At 71.4% G+C, this 19,447-nt stretch carries 18 protein-coding genes, 5 tRNA genes and 1 pseudogene; 5 read left to right on the plus strand and 19 right to left on the minus strand.

Annotated features, from left to right (window positions below; genetic code table 11):
* Window positions 1-26 precede the first annotated feature (26 nt).
* Window positions 27-845, minus strand: coding sequence for a bifunctional hydroxymethylpyrimidine kinase/phosphomethylpyrimidine kinase (gene thiD / locus AB0D45_RS03320; protein ID WP_362455055.1), 819 nt, complete (start codon window positions 843-845; stop codon window positions 27-29).
* A complete protein-coding gene (locus tag AB0D45_RS03325) occupies window positions 842-1,822 on the minus strand; it encodes a thiamine-phosphate kinase (RefSeq protein WP_361605172.1) in 981 nt (326 codons plus the stop codon). The genes thiD and AB0D45_RS03325 overlap by 4 nt, the downstream gene beginning before the upstream one ends.
* A 245-nt stretch (window positions 1,823-2,067) precedes the next feature.
* Here AB0D45_RS03325 and AB0D45_RS03330 point away from each other — a divergent pair, with 245 nt between their 5' ends.
* Window positions 2,068-2,301, plus strand: coding sequence for an Lrp/AsnC ligand binding domain-containing protein (locus AB0D45_RS03330; protein WP_007266792.1), 234 nt, complete (start codon window positions 2,068-2,070; stop codon window positions 2,299-2,301).
* 23 nt (window positions 2,302-2,324) lie between these two features.
* Complete coding sequence (locus AB0D45_RS03335; RefSeq protein ID WP_361605175.1) at window positions 2,325-2,816, plus strand: DUF3515 family protein; 492 nt, start codon at window positions 2,325-2,327, stop codon at window positions 2,814-2,816.
* A 104-nt stretch (window positions 2,817-2,920) separates the two neighbouring features.
* On the opposite strand, the gene AB0D45_RS03340 is transcribed toward AB0D45_RS03335, so the two are convergent.
* Genes AB0D45_RS03340 through AB0D45_RS03350 form a run of 3 tightly spaced genes read right to left on the minus strand, consistent with a single transcriptional unit; the run spans window position 2,921 to window position 5,877 of the window.
* Window positions 2,921-4,078 (minus strand): D-alanine--D-alanine ligase family protein, encoded by a 1,158-nt coding sequence (locus AB0D45_RS03340; RefSeq protein WP_362455056.1) that lies wholly within the window; start codon window positions 4,076-4,078, stop codon window positions 2,921-2,923.
* A 39-nt stretch (window positions 4,079-4,117) separates the two neighbouring features.
* Entirely contained in the window at window positions 4,118-5,128 is a 1,011-nt protein-coding gene (locus AB0D45_RS03345) for an NAD(P)H-dependent glycerol-3-phosphate dehydrogenase (RefSeq protein WP_361605181.1), read from the minus strand.
* Window positions 5,125-5,877 (minus strand): lysophospholipid acyltransferase family protein, encoded by a 753-nt coding sequence (locus AB0D45_RS03350; protein ID WP_361605184.1) that lies wholly within the window; start codon window positions 5,875-5,877, stop codon window positions 5,125-5,127. Before AB0D45_RS03350 ends, AB0D45_RS03345 begins: the two co-directional genes overlap by 4 nt.
* A gap of 190 nt (window positions 5,878-6,067) precedes the next feature.
* On the opposite strand from AB0D45_RS03350, the pseudogene cofC reads away from it, so the two are divergent.
* Window positions 6,068-6,718 (plus strand): annotated as a pseudogene (cofC, locus tag AB0D45_RS03355) (2-phospho-L-lactate guanylyltransferase); the annotation flags it as partial.
* 323 nt (window positions 6,719-7,041) lie between these two features.
* Here cofC and AB0D45_RS03360 read toward each other — a convergent pair.
* From AB0D45_RS03360 to leuC, 4 genes are all read right to left on the minus strand, one after another.
* Window positions 7,042-7,725: an HU family DNA-binding protein gene (locus AB0D45_RS03360; RefSeq protein ID WP_362455057.1), complete on the minus strand. Its 684-nt coding sequence runs from the start codon at window positions 7,723-7,725 to the stop codon at window positions 7,042-7,044.
* 144 nt (window positions 7,726-7,869) lie between these two features.
* Complete coding sequence (locus tag AB0D45_RS03365) at window positions 7,870-8,097, minus strand: hypothetical protein (RefSeq protein ID WP_079429951.1); 228 nt, start codon at window positions 8,095-8,097, stop codon at window positions 7,870-7,872.
* A gap of 137 nt (window positions 8,098-8,234) precedes the next feature.
* Window positions 8,235-8,828: a 3-isopropylmalate dehydratase small subunit gene (leuD, locus tag AB0D45_RS03370; RefSeq protein WP_361610965.1), complete on the minus strand. Its 594-nt coding sequence runs from the start codon at window positions 8,826-8,828 to the stop codon at window positions 8,235-8,237.
* A 3-nt stretch (window positions 8,829-8,831) separates the two neighbouring features.
* Complete coding sequence (gene leuC, locus AB0D45_RS03375; RefSeq protein WP_362455058.1) at window positions 8,832-10,256, minus strand: 3-isopropylmalate dehydratase large subunit; 1,425 nt, start codon at window positions 10,254-10,256, stop codon at window positions 8,832-8,834.
* Window positions 10,257-10,442: 186 nt separating this feature from the next.
* On the opposite strand from leuC, the gene ndgR reads away from it, so the two are divergent.
* Entirely contained in the window at window positions 10,443-11,159 is a 717-nt protein-coding gene (ndgR, locus tag AB0D45_RS03380; protein ID WP_007266782.1) for an IclR family transcriptional regulator NdgR, read from the plus strand.
* Between the two features lie 179 nt (window positions 11,160-11,338).
* Here the strand turns inward: ndgR and AB0D45_RS03385 are convergent.
* The 10 genes from AB0D45_RS03385 to AB0D45_RS03430 all read right to left on the minus strand — a co-directional run bounded on the left by AB0D45_RS03385 (window position 11,339) and on the right by AB0D45_RS03430 (window position 16,031).
* Window positions 11,339-11,411, minus strand: a tRNA-Glu gene (locus AB0D45_RS03385).
* Window positions 11,412-11,432: 21 nt separating this feature from the next.
* A tRNA-Gln gene (locus AB0D45_RS03390) sits at window positions 11,433-11,504 on the minus strand.
* 22 nt (window positions 11,505-11,526) lie between these two features.
* Window positions 11,527-11,602, minus strand: a tRNA-Glu gene (locus tag AB0D45_RS03395).
* 61 nt (window positions 11,603-11,663) lie between these two features.
* A tRNA-Glu gene (locus AB0D45_RS03400) sits at window positions 11,664-11,736 on the minus strand.
* 27 nt (window positions 11,737-11,763) lie between these two features.
* Window positions 11,764-11,835 (minus strand) — tRNA-Gln (locus AB0D45_RS03405).
* 87 nt (window positions 11,836-11,922) lie between these two features.
* Entirely contained in the window at window positions 11,923-12,651 is a 729-nt protein-coding gene (locus tag AB0D45_RS03410; protein ID WP_361610104.1) for an HAD family hydrolase, read from the minus strand.
* Window positions 12,652-12,661: 10 nt separating this feature from the next.
* A complete protein-coding gene (locus AB0D45_RS03415) occupies window positions 12,662-13,333 on the minus strand; it encodes a DUF4241 domain-containing protein (protein WP_362455059.1) in 672 nt (223 codons plus the stop codon).
* A 116-nt stretch (window positions 13,334-13,449) separates the two neighbouring features.
* Entirely contained in the window at window positions 13,450-14,925 is a 1,476-nt protein-coding gene (gene gltX, locus AB0D45_RS03420; RefSeq protein WP_362455060.1) for a glutamate--tRNA ligase, read from the minus strand.
* On the minus strand, window positions 14,918-15,736 hold the full coding sequence (locus tag AB0D45_RS03425; protein WP_362455061.1) for a fumarylacetoacetate hydrolase family protein: 819 nt from the start codon (window positions 15,734-15,736) through the stop codon (window positions 14,918-14,920). Before AB0D45_RS03425 ends, gltX begins: the two co-directional genes overlap by 8 nt.
* Window positions 15,737-15,845: 109 nt before the next feature.
* On the minus strand, window positions 15,846-16,031 hold the full coding sequence (locus AB0D45_RS03430) for a hypothetical protein (RefSeq protein ID WP_361610101.1): 186 nt from the start codon (window positions 16,029-16,031) through the stop codon (window positions 15,846-15,848).
* Between the two features lie 581 nt (window positions 16,032-16,612).
* Between AB0D45_RS03430 and AB0D45_RS03435 the strand changes: the two genes are divergently transcribed.
* The coding region (locus AB0D45_RS03435; RefSeq protein WP_362455062.1) for a nitrate- and nitrite sensing domain-containing protein at window positions 16,613-19,447 on the plus strand (2,835 nt) is incomplete at its 3' end.

Below are 19,447 nucleotides of genomic sequence, written 5' to 3' on the forward strand. Positions count from 1 at the left end.
CCTGACCGTCGGGGTACGCCCGCGGCTCAGCGCCACCGCCAGGCGTGGTCCACCGGGCCGATGCCGCCGCCGAGCGCGAAGCCGGCGGCGATGGCGCCGGTGACGTACTCCTTCGCCGCCGTGACGGCCGCGGGGACGGCGAGTCCCCGGGCCAGGCCGGCCGCGATCGCGCTCGCGAGCGTGCAGCCGGTGCCGTGGGTGTGCCGGTTGTCGTGCCGGGGCGCCCGCAGCCACAGTTCCTCGGAGCCGTCGCTGAGCAGGTCCACGGCCTGGTCGCCGTGCGCCGCGAGGTGGCCGCCCTTGATCAGCGCCCACCGGGGCCCGTAGCCGAGGACGGCGTCGGCGGCCCGCCGCATGTCGTCCTCGCTCTCGACGGCGAGCCCCGTGAGCTGGGCCACCTCGTCCAGGTTCGGCGTCGCCACCGTGGCCCGGGGCAGCAGTTCCCCGCGTACGGCGTCCAGCGCCGAGGCGGCGAGCAGCGGGTCCCCGTGCTTGGAGACCCCCACGGGGTCCACGACCACCGGGGCGGGAGTGCCGGCCAGCAGCCCCGCCACCGTCTCCACCAGCACGGCGGAGGACAGCATCCCGGTCTTGACGGCCTGGACGCCGATGTCGTCCGCCACGGCCCTGTACTGGGCCGTGACGGCCTCGGCGGGCAGCTCCCAGACCCCGCGCACCCCGAGCGAGTTCTGGGCGGTCACGGCGGTGACCACGCTCATGCCGTGCACGCCGAGCGCCAGCATGGTCTTGAGGTCGGCCTGGATGCCGGCGCCGCCGCCGGAGTCGGAGCCGGCGACGGTCAGGCAGCGCGGCGGCGCGGCCCCGGAGGACCCGGCGCTGCTCACGGGGTCTCCTCGGCGGCCGGGTCGGCGCCGAAGTGGTCCCAGCCGCCGGTGCTGGTCCAGGGGGCGCCGTCGACGGTCACCTGGGGCAGCGCGGAGCGGTGCTGGACGGAGCCGATGACCTTCCAGCGGGCCGGGAGCTTCACGTCGGGCGGGAAGGTGGCCACGATGGCGTGGTCCTCTCCGCCGGTGAGCACCCACTGGAGCGGGTCCACGCCGACGGCCTGGCCGATGTCGTGCATCTGGGTCGGGATGTCCACGGCCCCCGAGCGCAGGTCGATGCGGACCTTGCTGGCCTCGGCGATGTGCCCCAGGTCGGCGATCAGGCCGTCGCTGACGTCGGTCATGGCGGTGGCGCCGAGCCCGGCGGCCGCGGGGCCTGCGTGGTAGGGCGGTTCGGGGCGGCGGTGCGCCTCGACGAACGCCCGCGGGGAGCGGAAGCCGCGGGAGAGCACCGCGAAGCCCGCCGCGGACCAGCCGAGCCAGCCGGTGACGGCGACGACGTCGCCGGGCTGGGCGCCGGAGCGCAGGACGGGCTCGTGGTTGCGCAGGTCGCCCAGGGCGGTGATGGAGACGGTGATGGTGTCGCCGCGCACGACGTCCCCGCCGACCACGGCGGCGCCCGCGACCTGGCATTCGTCGCGGATGCCGTCCATCAGCTCGGTCGGCCAGGTGACCGGCAGCTCGGCCGGGACGACGAGGCCGAGCAGCAGCGCGGTGGGCACCGCGCCCATGGCGGCGATGTCGGCCAGGTTCTGCGCGGCCGCCTTGCGGCCGACGTCGTAGGCGGTGGACCAGTCGCGCCGGAAGTGCCTGCCCTCCAGCAGGATGTCCGTGCTCGCCACGACCCTCCGGTCGGGGGCCGACACCACCGCGGCGTCGTCGCCGGGTCCGAGCCGGACCGCCGGGGTGGTGGTGAGCCGTGAGGTGAGCTCCCGAATGAGCCCGAACTCCCCCAGCTCGCCCACAGTGCCCTTCATCGCTGTGCCCCTTCTTGGCAAGTCCGCTTGCGGTCGCGAGCCGTCACAGCTCTGGGTACCGTCAACAGATAGGTCAACTTCTGCTCTGCGTACGCCCCGCCGTGCGCGGCGCCGGGCCCCCGGGTCTCCCCGTGGCACGCGGCGACGCGGTACCGTGGCGTCCCTTCTTCCCCGGGCCCGCCCGATGTCCCCGGGCCCATCCGAAGGTTAGGGGAAATGATCCTCGTGGCCGCCCTGGAGGTTCCGTGGTACAGGCGTACATCCTCATCCAGACCGAGGTGGGCAAGGCGTCGGTCGTCGCCGAGTCCATCTCCAAGATCGCGGGGGTGATCCAGGCCGAGGACGTGACGGGGCCGTACGACGTGATCGTGCGCGCCCAGGCCGACACCGTCGACGATCTCGGCCGCATGGTGGTCGCCAAGGTGCAGCAGGTGGAGGGGATCACCCGCACCCTGACCTGCCCGGTGGTCCATCTGTAGCCCCCGTCTACTCTTGGCCGGTGATGTCATTGCCGCACCGCCGGCCCCTCCGTGTACTGGCCCTGCCCGCCGTGGCCGCCGTGGCCCTCGCGGGCTGTGCCCCGGGGGATTCCGGAGCCCGGGTGGATCCGCCGCCCGCTCCGCCCGCCGCGGTCGCGAAGCTCTGTGCGGCTCTGCACGAGGAGCTCCCGGAGACGGTGGACGGACTGGCGCGGACCGCGACCTCGCCGGAGTCCGGTCTGACCGCCGCGTGGGGCGGCTCGGCGATCGTACTGCGGTGCGGTATCCCCAAACCCCCCAAGATGGCGGATCCCCAGCAGGACGGCGTCGAGGTCGACGGCGTCGCCTGGCTGGTGGAGAAGCCCGAGGGGGGCGGTCTGCGGTTCACCACCGGGGCGCGGCTGGCGTACACGGAGGTCCGGGTCTCCAAGGAGCATGTCACGGACGCGGGCATGCTGGTCGGTCTGTCCGGCGCCGTGGCCAGGACCGTCCCGGTGGGGATCTCCTCGTACTGACCGCCGGGCTCCCCGTGCCCTCCGCGCTCACACCGCCGCCCGCCGGCGTGCCCCTCGAAAGAGGGGCTCCCGGCGGGCGGTCGGCTGTACGGGGCCGGGCGGCGCTAGCGCAGCCCGGTGGAGCGGCGCAGCGCCGCCTGGATCAGGAGGTCCACCAGCTCCCGGTACTCGATGCCGGACTCCTGCCACATCCGCGGGTACATCGAGATCGGCGTGAAACCGGGCATGGTGTTGATCTCGTTGATGACGAAGGTGCCGTCCTCGGTGAGGAAGAAGTCCGCGCGCACGAGGCCCTCGCAGGACGCGGCCTCGAAGGCCTCGATCGCGAGCCGCTGCACCTCGGCGGTCTGCTCCGGGGTGAGCGGGGCGGGCACGATCCCGGAGGCGGAGTCGATGTACTTCGCCTCGAAGTCGTAGAAGTCGTGGCTGGAGACCGGCGGGATCTCGGCGGGGGCGCTGGCGCGCGGCCCGTCCTCGAACTCCAGGACGCCGCACTCGATCTCGCGGCCGCGCAGCAGCGCCTCCACGATGATCTTCGGGTCGTGGCGGCGGGCCTCGCGGATCGCCGCGTCCAGCCCGGAGGGGTCGTCGACCTTGGTGATGCCGATGGAGGAGCCGGCCCGGGCGGGCTTGATGAACAGCGGCCAGCCGTGCTCGCCGGCGAAGTCCAGGATCTTCGCCTCGGCGGCGGTCTGGTCGGCCTCCCACTCGCGGGGGCGGATGGTCACGTACGGGCCGACGCTCAGCCCGAAGGAGGTGAACACCCGCTTCATGTAGTCCTTGTCCTGGCCGACGGCCGAGGCGAGGACGCCCGAGCCGACGTACGGGACACCGGAGAGCTCCAGGAGGCCCTGGAGGGTGCCGTCCTCGCCGTAGGGGCCGTGGAGCACGGGGAAGACGACGTCGACCTCGCCCAGCGCCTTGGGGACGGCGCCGGGCTCGGTGTAGACGACCTCACGGCTCGCGGGGTCCACGGAAAGCACGACGGCGCCGTCCGGGGACTCCGCGAGGGCGTCCACGCTGGGGAGCTCGCGGTCCGCGATGGCCATGCGCTCGGGCTCGTCGGCGGTCAGGGCCCACCGGCCGTCCGTGGTGATGCCGATGGGCAGCACCTCGTACTTGGCACGGTCGATGGAGCGCAGCACCGCGCCCGCCGTGACGACCGAAATGGCGTGTTCCGAGCTGCGGCCGCCGAACACGACGGCCACGCGGGGCTTGCGACCCTGCTGCTCAGGGGTCTGGGGGAGGTTCTCGCTGCTCATATCGCCACGAGGGTACCCGCTCAGACGTCCGGAAAGGTGTCAGTGGCGTTCCGGTTTGGCGCTGCGCCCCATCAGTTCCTTCAGCGCGACCAGCGGCGGCTTGCCGTGGTGCACGATGTCGACGACCGTGTCGGTGATCGGCATGTCCACTCCGTACCGGCGTGCCAGATCCGCCACGGACTGGCACGACTTGACCCCTTCCGCGGTCTGGCTGGTGACCGCGATGGTCTCCTCCAGGGTCATCCCGCGGCCCAGGTTGGTGCCGAAGGTGTGGTTGCGGGAGAGCGGCGAGGAGCAGGTGGCGACGAGGTCGCCGAGGCCCGCGAGGCCGGAGAAGGTGAGCGGGTCGGCGCCCATCGCCAGGCCCAGCCGGGTGGCTTCGGCGAGCCCGCGGGTGATGAGGGAGCCCTTGGTGTTGTCGCCCAGGCCCATGCCGTCCGCGATGCCGACGGCGAGGCCGATGACGTTCTTGACGGCGCCGCCGAGCTCGCAGCCGATGACGTCGGTGCTGGTGTACGGGCGGAAGTACGGGGTGTGGCAGGCGGCCTGGAGGCGCTGGGCCACGGCCTCGTCCGCGCAGGCGACGACGGAGGCGGCGGGCTGCCGGGCGACGATCTCGCGGGCCAGGTTGGGCCCGGTGACGACGGCGACGCGCTCGGCGGGGACCTTGGCCACCTCCTCGATGACCTCGCTCATCCGCTTGGCGGTGCCGAGTTCGATGCCCTTCATCAGGGACACGAGCACGGTGCCGGGGGCCAGCAGGGGGGCCCATTCGGCCAGGTTGGCGCGCAGCGTCTGGGACGGGATGGACAGGACGGTGAAGTCGGCGCCGCGCGCCGCCTCGGCCGGGTCGGTGGTGGCGCGCAGGTTCGCCGGGAGCTCCACACCGGGGAAGTAGTCCGGGTTGGTGCGGCCGTTGTTGACGGCGTCGACCACCTCCGGGCGGCGGGCCCACAGGGTGACCTCGCATCCGGCGTCGGCGAGCACCATGCCGAAGGCGGTGCCCCAGGAGCCGGTTCCGAAGACGGCGGCCTTCACGGGACGTGTCACTTGGTGCCCTCCCCCGCGGCCTTGCGCCGCTGCTGCGCCCTGGCCTTGCGGTGGTCGTAGGGCTGCGCGGGCGCGCTCTGGCCCCGCAGCTCCTCCAGGAGCTTGGTGATGTCGGCCATGATGGCCTCGGTGGCGCCCTTGAGGACCTCGGGCGTGGGCTCGCGGTCGTAGAAGGCCGAGAGGTCCACGGGCGGTCCGGCGAGCACCTGGAGGGTCTTGCGCGGGAACAGCCGGACCTTGTTCTCCTTGGCGTAGGGCGGCATCGCGAGGTTCGCGCCCCACTGGGCCACGGGAATGACGGGGGCCTTGGTGATCAGCGCCACGCGGGCGACGCCGGTCTTGCCGGCCATCGGCCACATCTCCGGGTCCCGGGTGAGGGTGCCCTCCGGATAAAACGCCACGCATTCGCCGCGCTCGACGGCGGCCACGGCGGCCCGGAATGCGTCCAGGGCGTTGGTGGTCTCGCGGTAGACGGGGATCTGCCCGGATCCGCGCAGGATCGCGCCGACGAAAGGCACCTTGAAGAGGCCGGCCTTGGCGAGCAAACGCGGCACGCGGCCGGTGTTGTACTGGAAGTGCGCGTAGGAGAGCGGGTCCAGATACGAGTTGTGATTGACGGCGGTGATAAAGCCGCCGTCGGCCGGAATGTGCTCCATTCCCCGCCAGTCCCGCTTGAAGAGCACTACCAGCGGCGGTTTTGCGATGACCGCCGCCAGGCGGTACCAGAAGCCGATTCTGCGGCGGGACACTCGGACACCTTCCTCTAGGACCGGGGCGCGGCGTGGCCGCCTTGGGAGCCGGACAAGTGTCGCCCCCGGTCCGGTCTCTGTCGAGGACACCGTACGCCCCGCTCATACCGCCCGGTCCCCCTGCGCCCGCCCGGGGGCGACAATGGGCCGACTGATGACCGGGCCATGACCTTGCCGACGGGTCGGGCGGGTGCCGCAGCGCACCGGAGGGAAGGGGGGCGCCACGAACGCCGTGTGGAGCCTGGTGGTCCCGCTGAAGCCCCTGGCGCTGGCCAAGAGCCGTCTGGCGGCCGCCGTGGGCGCGTCCCGGCCCGGGCTCGCGCTGGCTTTCGCGCAGGACACCGTGGCGGGGGCGCTGGCCTGCGCCTCGGTCACGGATGTGGTGGTCGTCACGGACGACGCCGCGGCGGGGGCGGAACTGGCCAGGCTGGGGGCCCGGATCCTGCCGGACGCCCCCGGCGCGGGGCTCAACGCCGCGCTGGCCCACGGGGCGCGGGCGGTGCGGGCGGTGCGGCCCGGTGCTCCGGTGGCCGCGATCAACGCCGACCTGCCGGCCCTGCGCCCGCCGGAATTGCTACGTGTGCTCGATACCGCGGCGGCATTTCCGCGGGCATTTCTGGCGGATGCGGCGGGAATCGGCACCACCTTGCTTTCCGCCGGTCCGGACGCGGAATTGGCACCTTCGTTCGGCGGCCGGTCCCGGGCCCGCCATTCGGCCTCGGGAGCGGTGGAAATAGCCCTCGCGGACGTGGAGAGCGTACGCCGGGACGTGGACACGGGGGCGGACCTCCGCACGGCCCTGGCCCTCGGAGTGGGGCCGCACACCGCCCGATACAGTGCCCGTATGCAGGCGACCGCGTACACGTACGACTCCCAGACCCGCAGCGGCAGCGTGCTGCTGGACGACGGCACCCCGGTGCCCTTCGAGGCCGCGGCCTTCGACGCGGGCGGTCTGCGGCTGCTGCGGCCCGGGCAGCGGGTCCGCATCGAGACGGACGGCGAGGGCGCGTCCCTGCGCATCACGCTGGTGACCCTGCAGACCTTCTGAGCCCCGCGCCGCTGCTGCGGGCGGACCCCTGACCGGGGCCGCGACCTGCGCGGAACGCACCGCGGGCCGGCTTCCCCCGGTGGGGAAGCCGGCCCGGCGTGCGGGGACCGGCGCCCTTACTTCTTGCGGGCGGTGGTCTTCTTCGCGGTGGCCTTGCGCGTCGCCGTCTTCTTGGCGGGCGCCTTCGTCGCGGTGGCCTTCTTGGCCGCCGGGGCGGTCTTCTTCGCCGTGGCGGTGGTCTTCTTGGCCGTCGCCGTGGTCTTCTTCGCCGGGGCCGCCTTCTTGGTGGTGGCCGTGGCCTTCTTGGCGACCGCGGACTTCGCGGCCGTCTTCTTGACGGTCGGGGTGGCCTTCTTGGCCGTCGTCTTCTTCGCCGCGGTCTTCGTGGCCGTGGTCTTGGCGGCGGCCTTCTTCGCCGTGGTGGCCTTCTTCGCGGCGGCCTTCTTGACCGTGGCGGAGGCGCCGCCGGTCAGGCTGCCCTTGGGGGCCTTCTTCACGGCGACCTCGTCGCCCTTGGGGAGCTTCTTGGTGCCGCTGACCAGGTCCTTGAAGCCCTGACCCGCGCGGAAGCGGGGGACGGAGGTCTTCTTGACCCGGACGCGCTCACCCGTCTGCGGGTTGCGGGCGTAGCGGGCGGGACGGTCGACCTTCTCGAACGAGCCGAAGCCCGTGACCGAGACCCGGTCTCCCGCGACGACCGCGCGGACCATGGCGTCCAGTACCGCGTCGACGGCGTCCGCGGCCTGCTGGCGGCCGCCCAGCTTGTCGGCAATCGCTTCTACGAGCTGCGCCTTGTTCACGTCTTCCCCTTCGGAGACATCGCCAGAACGAATGTGTTCAAGCTTATTTCGCACGTTAGGCGGATATATACCGCAAATCAAACACGAAACGGGCTAATCACCCTAGTGCCGCAACGAGGTAGGCCGTTACGGAGTTCCTTCGCATCAGTCGCCTTCAGGGAATCGACCCTCGTCGAGGTCCTTCATCAACCTGTCCAGGCGCCTTGCCGCGTCGGCGAGATCGTGCTTCGCCGCGGCAGTGACGACCAACAGCTTCCGGGACAGCGCCATCCTTACGCCCTCCGGGACTTGCAGTGCGCGCACCCTTGTGTGTGCTTCTTTCAACCGGTCCGCGACGAGTTCGTAGAGCTCGAGTTGACTGTCGCGTTCCATGCACAGATTGTGCCATCTGGGGCGAGTTGTCGCCTCACGGGGCCTCAACAAACGGCTGTGCCCCCCACCGGAAGGCGGGGGGCACAGTGTTGCCGATGTGATCACCCAAAGGCGAATAAGCGCTGATCAGGCTGGAATCAGTGCTGAATCGTGCGCGGCTTGAAGGCCGGGCGGCCGCTTTCGTACGTGTCGATGTCGGCTTCGTTCTGAAGGGTGAGCGAGATGTCGTCCAAGCCCTCCAGCAGACGCCAGCGGGCGTTGTCGTCGAGCTCGAACTCCGCCTCGACGCCTTCGGCTCGGACCTGGCGGTCGACCAGGTCGACGGTGATCTCGGCGGTGGGGTCGGCCTCGGTCAGCTCCCACAGACGGTCGACCGTCTCCTGGGGCAGCACGACGGTCAGCAGACCGTTCTTCAGCGAGTTGCCGCGGAAGATGTCGGCGAAGCGGGAGGAGATGACCGTCTTGAAGCCGAAGTTCTGCAGGGCCCATACGGCGTGTTCGCGCGAGGAGCCGGTGCCGAAGTCGGGACCGGCGACCAGGACGGTCGCGCCGGCCCGCTCGGGGCGGTTGGTGACGAACTCCGGGTCCTTGCGCCAGGCCTCGAAGAGCCCGTCCTCGAACCCGTCGCGGGTGATCTTCTTCAGCCAGTGGGCCGGGATGATCTGGTCGGTGTCGACGTTGCTGCGGCGCAGCGGAACGGCCCGGCCGGTGTGGGTGGTGAAGGCTTCCATGGTTCAGACTCCGGCGGTCGCGGTGGCGTCGGACAGATCGGCGGGCGAGGCCAGATGGCCCAGCACCGCGGTGGCGGCGGCCACCTGCGGGGAGACCAGGTGCGTACGCCCGCCCTTGCCCTGCCGGCCCTCGAAGTTGCGGTTGGAGGTGGACGCGGAACGCTCACCGGGCGCCAGTTGGTCGGGGTTCATGCCCAGGCACATCGAGCAGCCCGCGTGCCGCCATTCGGCCCCGGCCTCCTTGAAGACCTTGTCCAGGCCCTCTTCCACGGCCTGGAGCGCGACCCGGACCGAGCCCGGGACGACCAGCATCCGTACGCCGTCGGCGACTTTGCGGCCCTCGACGATCCCGGCGACGGCGCGCAGGTCCTCGATGCGGCCGTTGGTGCAGGAACCTACGAAGACGGTGTCGACCTTGATCTCGCGCAGCGGCTGCCCGGCCGTCAACCCCATGTACTCCAGGGCCTTTTCGGCGGCCAGGCGCTCCGAAGCGTCCTCGTACGAAGCCGGGTCGGGGACGTTGGCCGACAGCGGCGCGCCCTGGCCCGGGTTGGTGCCCCAGGTGACGAAGGGGGCCAGCGTCGTGCCGTCGATGACGACCTCGGCGTCGAAGACCGCGTCGTCGTCGGTGCGCAGCGTCTTCCAGTAGGCGACGGCCGCGTCCCAGTCCTCGCCCTTCGGGGCGTGGTCGCGGCCCTGAAGGTAGTCGAAGGTGGTCTGGTCGGGGGCGATCATGCCCGCGCGGGCGCCGGCCTCGATCGACATGTTGCAGATGGTCATGCGGGCTTCCATCGACAGCTTCTCGATGGCCTCGCCGCGGTACTCCAGGATGTAGCCCTGGCCGCCGCCGGTGCCGATCTTGGCGATGATCGCCAGGATCAGGTCCTTGGCGGTGACGCCCTCGGCCAGCGCGCCGGTGACGGTGATCGCCATCGTCTTGGGGCGGGCCAGCGGCAGCGTCTGGGTGGCCAGCACGTGCTCGACCTGGCTGGTGCCGATGCCGAAGGCCAGCGCGCCGAAGGCGCCGTGCGTGGAGGTGTGCGAGTCGCCGCAGACCACGGTCGTGCCCGGCTGGGTCAGGCCCAGCTGCGGGCCGACGACGTGGACGACACCCTGCTCGACGTCACCGAGCGAGTGCAGACGGACACCGAACTCGGCGCAGTTCTTGCGCAGGGTCTCCAGCTGGGCCCGGGAGACCGGGTCGGCGATCGGCTTGTCGATGTCGATGGTGGGGGTGTTGTGGTCCTCGGTCGCGATGGTGAGGTCGAGGCGTCGGACCTTGCGGCCGGCCTGGCGCAGGCCGTCGAAGGCCTGCGGGCTGGTCACCTCGTGCAGCAGGTGGAGATCAATGAAGAGGAGATCGGGCTCGCCCTCGGCGCGCCGGACGACGTGGTCGTCCCAGACCTTCTCCGCGAGTGTCCTACCCATCGCTTTCCCTCCGGCCGGCCGGTCGGGCCGGCGCTTATGTAGAGATCTGGTGCGCCTGATCGCCCGCTACCCCACCTGCGGAACGACGGCTCGGACCCAGTGGTTCGTGGACCCGCACATACAGACTCGCTCGTTCTTGGAAAATTTGAACTTGCGTTTCACAGTGTGAGACGTGAATATCGTTTCATGGACAACTCTAGCGGCGTCGGCGTTCTCGACAAGGCAGCTCTGGTACTGAGCGCACTGGAGTCCGGTCCGGCCACCCTCGCCGGGCTGGTCGCGGCGACAGGGCTCGCACGACCCACGGCACATCGCCTGGCCGTGGCACTGGAACACCACCGGATGGTGGCGAGGGACATGCAGGGCCGGTTCATCCTCGGTCCGCGGCTGGCAGAGCTTGCCGCCGCGGCCGGCGAGGACCGCCTGCTGGCAACGGCCGGACCGGTGCTCACGCACCTCCGTGACGTGACGGGCGAGAGCGCGCAGCTCTACCGCCGTCAGGGCGACATGCGCATCTGCGTGGCGGCCGCCGAGCGGCTGTCGGGCCTGCGGGACACCGTCCCGGTGGGCTCCACCCTCCCCATGAAGGCGGGGTCGGCCGCGCAGATCCTGATGGCCTGGGAGGAGCCCGAGCGGCTCCACCGGGGCCTGCAGGGCGCGCGCTTCACGGCCACGGCCCTGTCCGGCGTACGGCGTCGCGGCTGGGCGCAGTCGATCGGCGAGCGGGAGCCCGGCGTGGCCTCCGTCTCGGCGCCCGTCCGCGGCCCGTCGAACCGCGTGGTGGCCTCCGTATCGGTCTCCGGGCCGATCGAGCGCCTGACCCGCCACCCGGGGCGCATGCACGCCCAGGCCGTCATCGACGCGGCCGCCCGGCTCACGGAGGCCCTGCGCCGCTCCGGCTGACCCCTCCCGGTCGCAGACCTCTCCCACCCACCCCCGGGCCCGGGGGCGCGTACGACGCCGCACACGTCCGAACTCGCGCCGCCGGGCCCGTACTTGTGCCCGGATCCGGCGGGCGGCGAGGGGCTCCGGAAACGCGGAAGAGGCCCTCCGCGATGATCGCGGAGGGCCTCTCCCTCATGTACCCCCGACCGGATTCGAACCGGCGCTACCGCCTTGAGAGGGCGGCGTGCTAGGCCGCTACACAACGGGGGCTAGCTCTACTGCGGTACTGCGCTGGGCTACCAGGACTCGAACCTAGAATAAGGGAACCAGAAACCCTCGTGTTGCCAATTACACTATAGCCCAATGGTCTAGACCAGCCAGACCTTGGTACCCCCGACCGGATTCGAACCGGCGCTACCGCCTTGAGAGGGCGGCGTGCTAGGCCGCTACACAACGGGGGCCCTAGCGATCCTGCATCAAAACCTCCGGGAGCGACCCTGGAGATCCCGCGGGAAGGATCTGTACCCCCGACCGGATTCGAACCGGCGCTACCGCCTTGAGAGGGCGGCGTGCTAGGCCGCTACACAACGGGGGCAAAGCACTGCGTTACTACTGCACTGCGCTGGGCTACCAGGACTCGAACCTAGAATAAGGGAACCAGAAACCCTCGTGTTGCCAATTACACTATAGCCCACCGAACTTCAAGCCCCTGGGGGCCTTCCGTTTGGTCAGCGCCTCCGTTACCGGCCTTTCGGCCCGCTCGGGCGGCGCAGAAAGAACATTACCGGATGCCTGACCGTGCTCCAAAACGGGTATCAGCGGCCAGCAGCTCCGGCAGTCCGTCCAGTGCCTCGATCCGGTGAACGCCGGCGGGGCCGGGTCCCCGGCCGCCCTCCCGGTCGAGCCAGACGGCCGTCAGCCCGGCGTCGCGCGCCCCGCGCGCGTCGATCTCCGGCTGGTCCCCGACGTACGCGACCTCCTCCGGAGGCAGCGCGAGCGCCCGGCAGGCGGCCAGGAAGGCGGCGGCGTCGGGCTTGCTCACGCCCAGCTCGGCGGCGCAGACCAGCACCTCGAAGCGGTCGCGCAGCCCGAGGTGGCGCAGCTTGGGGTCCTGGTTGGCGGCGGAGGAGTTGGAGAGCACCCCGTGCCGGTGGGTGCGGGCGAGGGCGTCCAGTACGGGCAGCACGTCCGGGAAGAGGACCCAGGCGGCCTTGTAGTGCTCGACGTACCGCTCGAACCAGGCGTCGGCCTGTACCGCCGTCATGGCGGGCCTGCCGAGGAAGTCCCGCACCCGGTCCTGGCGCTGGCCCTGGAAGGTGACCTCGCCGGCGGCGAACCGCGCCCAGTGCAGCTCCGTGAGCCTGCGCCACAGGGCCAGGGCGTCGAGCGGGGATCCGTGGCGCCCGGCCATCCCCTCTTCCCGCAGGTGCGCGGCCAGCCCGGCCGCGTCGGCCCCCGTGTAGTCGAAGAGGGTGTCGTCGATGTCCCACAGCACGGCGCGGATCGGCATACGGGCGAGCCTACGCCGCGTCGTCCGCGGGCGAGGGCACGACGAAGAAGTCCGTCACGAAACAGGTGACCCGGCCGTCGGCGTCCCGTCCCACCCACGTCGGGTAGTGGCCGTCGCCCCAGCCGGAGCCGAAGGCCACGAGGTTGTGACCGCGCTCACCCGTGAGCAGGTGCGGGCCGGGGCCGTGGCCGGCTTCCTCGAAGGCGTCCCAGAGCGGACCCTCGTCGCCCTCGCAGTCCGGGAAGGAGTCGTCGGCCGCCGGGTCGTAGAAGCAGCCGGTGCCCGCGTCCACCCCGTAGCCGAAGTACCCGTCGTCCGCGAGCGCGGCGGCGTCCTGGCCCTCGGTGACGGCCATCTCCCAGGCCGCCGTCGCCGTGTCCCGGATCACCAGGCGGGCGGCGGCCGTGCGCAGGTGCGGGCGGCCGCCGGGGTCCTCGCCGGGAGTGGTGAGGGTGGCGAGCGCCGTCTCGGCGCGGTAGCGGCCGGGGGCCACCTCGGCGGTGAAGGGCCTCGCCCATCCCCCGCCCAGGTCGACGAAGGGGTCGCAGGCGCTCACCCGGCCGCTGGGCAGCCACAGCTCGCCGGCGACGGCCACCGCGATCGTGCCGCGGTCGCCGTTCTCGTAGACGAAGGAGTGTCCCGGCGTGAAGTACCGGTCGAAGTCGGGGGCGGTGAGGGGCATGGGGCGGCCTTCCACGGAGCGCGTGATCAACTCGGGGCACCCTAGGGCCCGGCGCCGACAACGCCGCAGGGGCGGCGGCCGGGTCGGCCGCCGCCCCTGCGGGGGTGGGGTGCGGGTCAGGCGGCGAGCTTCGCCAGGGCCGCGTCGATACGGGCGAGCGAGCGCTCCTTGCCCAGGATCTCCAGGGACTCGAAGAGCGGCAGGCCGACCGTGCGGCCGGTGACGGCCACGCGCACCGGGGCCTGGGCCTTGCCGAGCTTGAGGCCGTGGGCCTCGCCGGCGGTGAGGACGGCCTGCTTGAGGGACTCCGGGTCGGACCAGTCGGCGGTGGAGAGGTTCTCCCGTGCCGTGGTGAGCAGGGCAGCGGGCTCGCCCTTCATCGCCTTGTCCCAGGACGCCTGGTCCTCGACGGGTTCCTTCAGGAAGAGGAAGTCCACGTTCGCGGTGATGTCCGACAGGACGGTCACCCGGGTCTGGGCGTGGGGAGCGATCCGGTCCCAGGCCTCGGCGTCGAAGTCCTCGGGCGCCCAGTTGGCGTGCGGGGCCCGCAGCCAGGGGGCGCAGGCGTCCGCGAAGGCCTTGGGGTCCATCCGGCGGATGTGGTCGGCGTTGATCGCCTCGCACTTCTTGAGGTCGAAGCGCGCCGGGTTGGCGTTGACGCCGTCGATGTCGAACTTCGCCACCATCTCCTCGATCGAGAAGATGTCCTGGTCCTTGGAGAAGGACCAGCCGAGGAGCGAGAGGTAGTTCAGCAGGCCCTCGGGCAGGAAGCCGCGCTCGCGGTAGAGGTTGAGCGAGGACTCGGGGTCGCGCTTGGAGAGCTTCTTGTTGCCCTCGCCCATCACGTACGGCAGGTGGCCGAAGGCGGGGGTGGCCTTGGCGACGCCCAGCTCGGTCAGCGCCTTGTAGAGGGCGATCTGGCGGGGCGTGGAGGACAGCAGGTCCTCGCCGCGCAGGACGTGCGTGATCTCCATCAGCGCGTCGTCCACCGGGTTGACCAGCGTGTACAGCGGGGCGCCGTTCGCGCGGACGATGCCGAAGTCCGGCACGTTCTCCGGGGTGAAGGAGAGCTCGCCGCGGACCAGGTCCGTGAAGGTGATGGTCTCGTCGGGCATCCGGAAGCGGACGATCGAGGTGCGCCCCTCGGCCGTGTACGCGGCTACCTGCTCGGCGCTCAGGTCGCGGCAGTGGCCGTCGTAGCCGGAGGGCCTGCCGGCCGCGCGGGCGGCGTCGCGGCGGGTGTCGAGCTCCTCGGTGGTGCAGTAGCAGTGGTACGCGTACCCGCCGTCCAGGAGCTTCTTCGCGATGTCCGCGTAGATGTCCATGCGCTGGGACTGGCGGTACGGGGCGTGGGGGCCGCCGACCTCGGGGCCCTCGTCCCAGGTGAAGCCGAGCCAGCGCAGCGAGTCGAGCAGCTGCTCGTACGACTCCTCGGAGTCGCGGGCCGCGTCGGTGTCCTCGATGCGGAAGACGAACGTACCGCCGTGGTGGCGGGCGAACGCCCAGTTGAAGAGGGCGGTCCGGACCAGGCCCACGTGGGGGTTGCCGGTCGGGGAGGGACAGAAACGTACGCGGACGGGTCCGTTAGCCACGCTTGATCACCTTGTTGGTGAGAGTGCCGATGCCTTCGATGGTGACGGCGACCTCGTCGCCGACGTTGAGGGGGCCGACGCCGGCCGGGGTCCCCGTGAGGATGACGTCGCCCGGGAGCAGCGTCATGGCCTCGGTGATGTGCACGATCAGGTCCTCGACGGAGCGGACCATGTCGCTGGTGCTGCCGAGCTGGCGCTGTTCCCCGTTGACCGTGCACTGGACGGCCAGGCCCGCGGCGACAGCCGCCGGGTCCAGGCCGGTCTCGATCCAGGGGCCGAGGGGGCAGGCGCTGTCGAAGCCCTTGGCCCGGGCCCACTGCTTCTCGCGCTGCTGGACGTCGCGGGCGGTGACGTCGTTGGCGCAGGTGTAGCCGAGGATCACGTCCTTCACGCGCTCCTTCGGGACCTCGCGGCACATGCGGCCGATGACCACGGCGAGCTCCGCCTCGTGGTGCACGTCCTGGGAGAAGGAGGGGTAGACGATCGGGTCGCCCGGGCCGACCACGGAGGTGGAGGGCTTGAAGAAGGTGAGGGGCGCCTCGGGACGGCCTTGGTCGTCGACGATGGCGTTGCCGAGCTCCGCCGCGTGCTCCGCGTAGTTGCGGCCGACGGCCACGACCTTGTTCGGGAGCACGGGCGGCAGCAGCCGGACCTTGCTCAGCGGGACCTTCGTGCCGGAGAGCTCGAAGTCCGCGAACGGAATGCCCTTGATGATGTCGAGGACGAGCTCACCCTCGGCGCCGGGGGCAGTGCTGCCCTCGACCGCGCCGAACGCGACATTGCCGTCGATCGAGAACCTGGCGATGCGCACGTGTTGCGTCTGCCCCTCTGTATTTCCGCTGGCTGGAGTGTGGACCCCAGGCTAACGCGGTGGGGGGCGGCGCTTCGCGCTCCTTTACGGAGCCGCTACTGCGGAGGGACTACTGTGCCGCGGCGACGGGCGCGTCCATGAGGACGGTGCGGCGGGGGTTCGCGGTCTGGGCGGGCAGCTCGACGGAGTGCTCCGGGGTGGCCGGCGCCGCCTGCAGGTCCTCGGCGTCCTTCAGGTGCGCCAGGGTGGTGCGGCGGGGGTTGGCTATGTTGCGGAACATCAGCGTCGTCTTCATCGGAGTTTCGGGCCCTCGGGTCGCTTCGTGGGATGGGGGTTGTCGGATGCGCCGGACGGGGCGCCAACCCTTTAACAGGCAAGGCTAAACATCCGAATCCCCGGCCGAACCGGTAAGTAATGGCCCCAGTCGTGTGAGTTTCCTCACCAGCGACCGGGCAATACGGGCATAACGCTCGGTCAAATTCCCCCGTCGAAACGGACATTGCGCCACTGAATGCGCCATTCCGCTCCTGATCATCTCGACTGGGACACTGGGGCAGACGGAAGCTTTGGTTGACGTACGTCCGTTTTCTCCACATAGTGCCTCCACATCGCGTAGCCCCCCTGTCACAAGCCGTGACCGGCTGGCCGGGCCGACACGCGCACCTTGTTGGAGATCCCCCACTGTGCTGGAATTCGCGGGACCGCCGCGGGTATCAGCCGGCGCGCAGGTGGCGCAAGAGAGCGCCGCGCGCGGCGGCAATGGAGAGGGAGACGCGCCGGTCACCGACGACCACCACGGGGCCGTCAGTGCCCCACGACTCGACACCGTTTCGCCGTTCACCCGGCGGGACGCCTGGTCCAGAGGTTGCGACGCTAGTGCAGGGACGATTCAAGAGGGATGGCAGCGCTGCGGCGGAGCAGGAGCCGCGCGGCGGGATCGACCGTGGCTCCTCGCCCCAGCACGCCCAGCACCGCGGGCCGGCTGCCGACGGAGCGGGCCCCGACACGTCCGCGTCGGTGAAGGCGAAGGGCCGCGGCAAGTCCGGCAAGGCCCCGAAGCCCGGCAAGGCGGTCAAGCCGAGCAGGGCCAAGGGCAAGGCCGAGTCGCCGGTGACCGAAGAGGCGATACCGAAGGCCCCCAGCGGGCCCGGCTCCCGTCTCGCCATGCAGAACTGGCGCATCAGCACGCGACTCGTGTCGCTGCTGACCCTGCCCGTCGTCGCCGCCACCACACTCGGTGGTTTCCGTATCAACGACTCGCTCGAGGACATCCAGCAGCTGGAGCACATGCAGCTGCTGACCACGATGACCCGCCAGGCGACCAGCCTCGCCGCCATGCTCCAGGAGGAGCGGGACAAGTCGGCCGGTCCGATGTCGCTCACCAAGGACGGCAAGGCCAACAGCCTCGTCGAGGGTGTCCGCGACCAGACCGACGCCGCCGCCAAGGCCTTCGCCGCCGCGACCGACAAGGTCGACAACGCGGAGGACAAGGACGAGACCCTCAAGTCGATCCGCAACAACATCCTCCAGATCGGCCGCCAGCTCACCGGCATCGAGGACATCCGCAAGAAGGCGTACCAGAACGGCGCCCAGCAGACCGTCACCGAGTACAACGCGCTGATCGTCTCGCTGCTCTCGCTCTCGCAGGACATGGCCCAGGCCACCTCGAACCCCGAGATGATCAAGCGCACCCGTGCCCTGGCGGCGTTCTCCTCCGCCAAGGAGTACGCCTCCATCCAGCGCGCGATCATCGCCGCCTCGCTCCCCGAGAGCGGCGACAAGCAGGGCAAGCTGGAGGAGAACGACCGCCTCTACGCCCTCTCCGCGCTGCGCGGCGAGAGCCAGTCGAAGAAGACCTTCGAACTCGTCTACCAGGGCAAGCCCGAGGAACTCCTCAGCTCGCTCGGTGACGGCAACTCCGAGATCGGCAGCGCCGACCACTACGCCCGCCGCGTGCTGAGCACGCAGGGGCAGTTCGTCAAGGAGAAGAACCGCTCCTGGATGGACTGGTACGACGCCGACGACACCAAGCTCCGCGAGATGCAGAAGATCGAGCTGTCGCTGCTCGAGGACATGGAGCAGAAGGCCCGCGAGCTCAAGAACGAGTCGCAGCAGGACGCCCTCGTCAACGGTGCCCTGATCCTCCTCGTCCTCGGTGTCTCCTTCATCGGCGCCTTCGTCATGGCCCGCTCCATGATCCGCTCGCTGCGCCGCCTCCAGGACACCGCGACCCGCGTCGCCCAGGACCGCCTGCCCGAGCTCGTCAAGCAGCTCTCCGAGTCGGACCCGCAGGACGTCGACACCTCCGTGGAGTCCGTCGGCCTGCACACCCGCGACGAGATCGGCCAGGTGGCCGCGGCCTTCGACGACGTGCACCGCGAGGCCGTCCGCCTCGCCGCCGAGCAGGCCCTCCTGCGGGGCAACGTCAACGCGATGTTCACCAACCTCTCGCGCCGCTCCCAGGGCCTCATCCAGCGCCAGCTCTCGCTCATCTCCGAACTGGAGTCGCGCGAGGCCGACCCGGACCAGCTGTCCTCGCTCTTCAAGCTCGACCACCTCGCGACCCGCATGCGCCGTAACGGCGAAAACCTCCTCGTCCTCGCGGGCGAGGAGCCGGGCCGCCGGTGGACCCGCCCCGTCCCGCTCGTCGACGTGCTCCGCGCCGCCGCGTCCGAGGTGGAGCAGTACGAGCGCATCGAGCTGGCGTCGGTGCCCGGCACCGACGTCGCCGGCCGCGTCGTCAACGACCTCGTGCACCTGCTCGCCGAGCTGCTGGAGAACGCCACCTCGTTCTCCTCCCCGCAGACCAAGGTCAAGGTCACCGGTCACGCGCTGCCCGACGGCCGCGTGCTGGTCGAGATCCACGACACCGGCATCGGCCTCTCCCCCGAGGACCTCGCGGCGATCAACGAGCGGCTGGCCTCGCCGCCGACCGTGGACGTCTCCGTCTCCCGCCGCATGGGCCTCTTCGTGGTCGGCCGCCTGTCCCTGCGACACGGCATCCGCATCCAGCTGCGCCCCTCCGACTCGGGCGGTACGACGGCCCTCGTCATGCTCCCGGTGGACGTCGCCCAGGGCGGCAAGAAGCCCGGCCCGACGCCGGGTGCCGGCGGCGGCCAGGGCGGCCCCGGCGGTGCTCCCGGTACTCCGGGCGCTCCCGGCGGCCAGCAGTCCTCCGTGCCCGGTGCGGGCGCGCGTCCCCCTGTGGGCGCCGGCCAGCAGCGCGGCCAGGTCTCCGGAAGCGGCCAGCGCGCCGCCCTGCCGGGGCGCGACGGCGCGGCCGGTGGGCAGCAGCAGCGTCCCAAGGGCCCGCAGGGCCAGGGACCCCGTCCGCAGGGCGGTCCCGCCGCCCCGACGGGCCAGTCGCAGGGCCAGGGTGCCTTCGGCGGCGGTGCCCCGCTGCCGGGCCGCGGGCAGGCCGGCGGACCGCAGGCGCGGCCGGCCGGCGGACCCGGAGGGTTCCCGCAGCAGAACGGCCAGCAGGGCGGCTTCCCGCAGCAGGGCAACGGCTTCGAGCGGCCGCAGCCGCCGCAGGGCCAGACCCAGCAGCACCAGCAGGCCCCGCAGCAGCCGCAGCCCTCGCAGCACCAGCAGCAGGCCCCGCAGGGCCGGCCGCAGCAGCAGTCCGGTCCCTCGGCCCCCGTCCAGCGCAGGCGGCCGCAGCTGCCGGCGCGCGACGGCGCCGGCCGCCCGGATCTTCCGGGCGCGGGC

Origin of the sequence: Streptomyces sp. NPDC048352, from assembly GCF_040651895.1 — a bacterium.
Classification (GTDB): domain Bacteria; phylum Actinomycetota; class Actinomycetes; order Streptomycetales; family Streptomycetaceae; genus Streptomyces.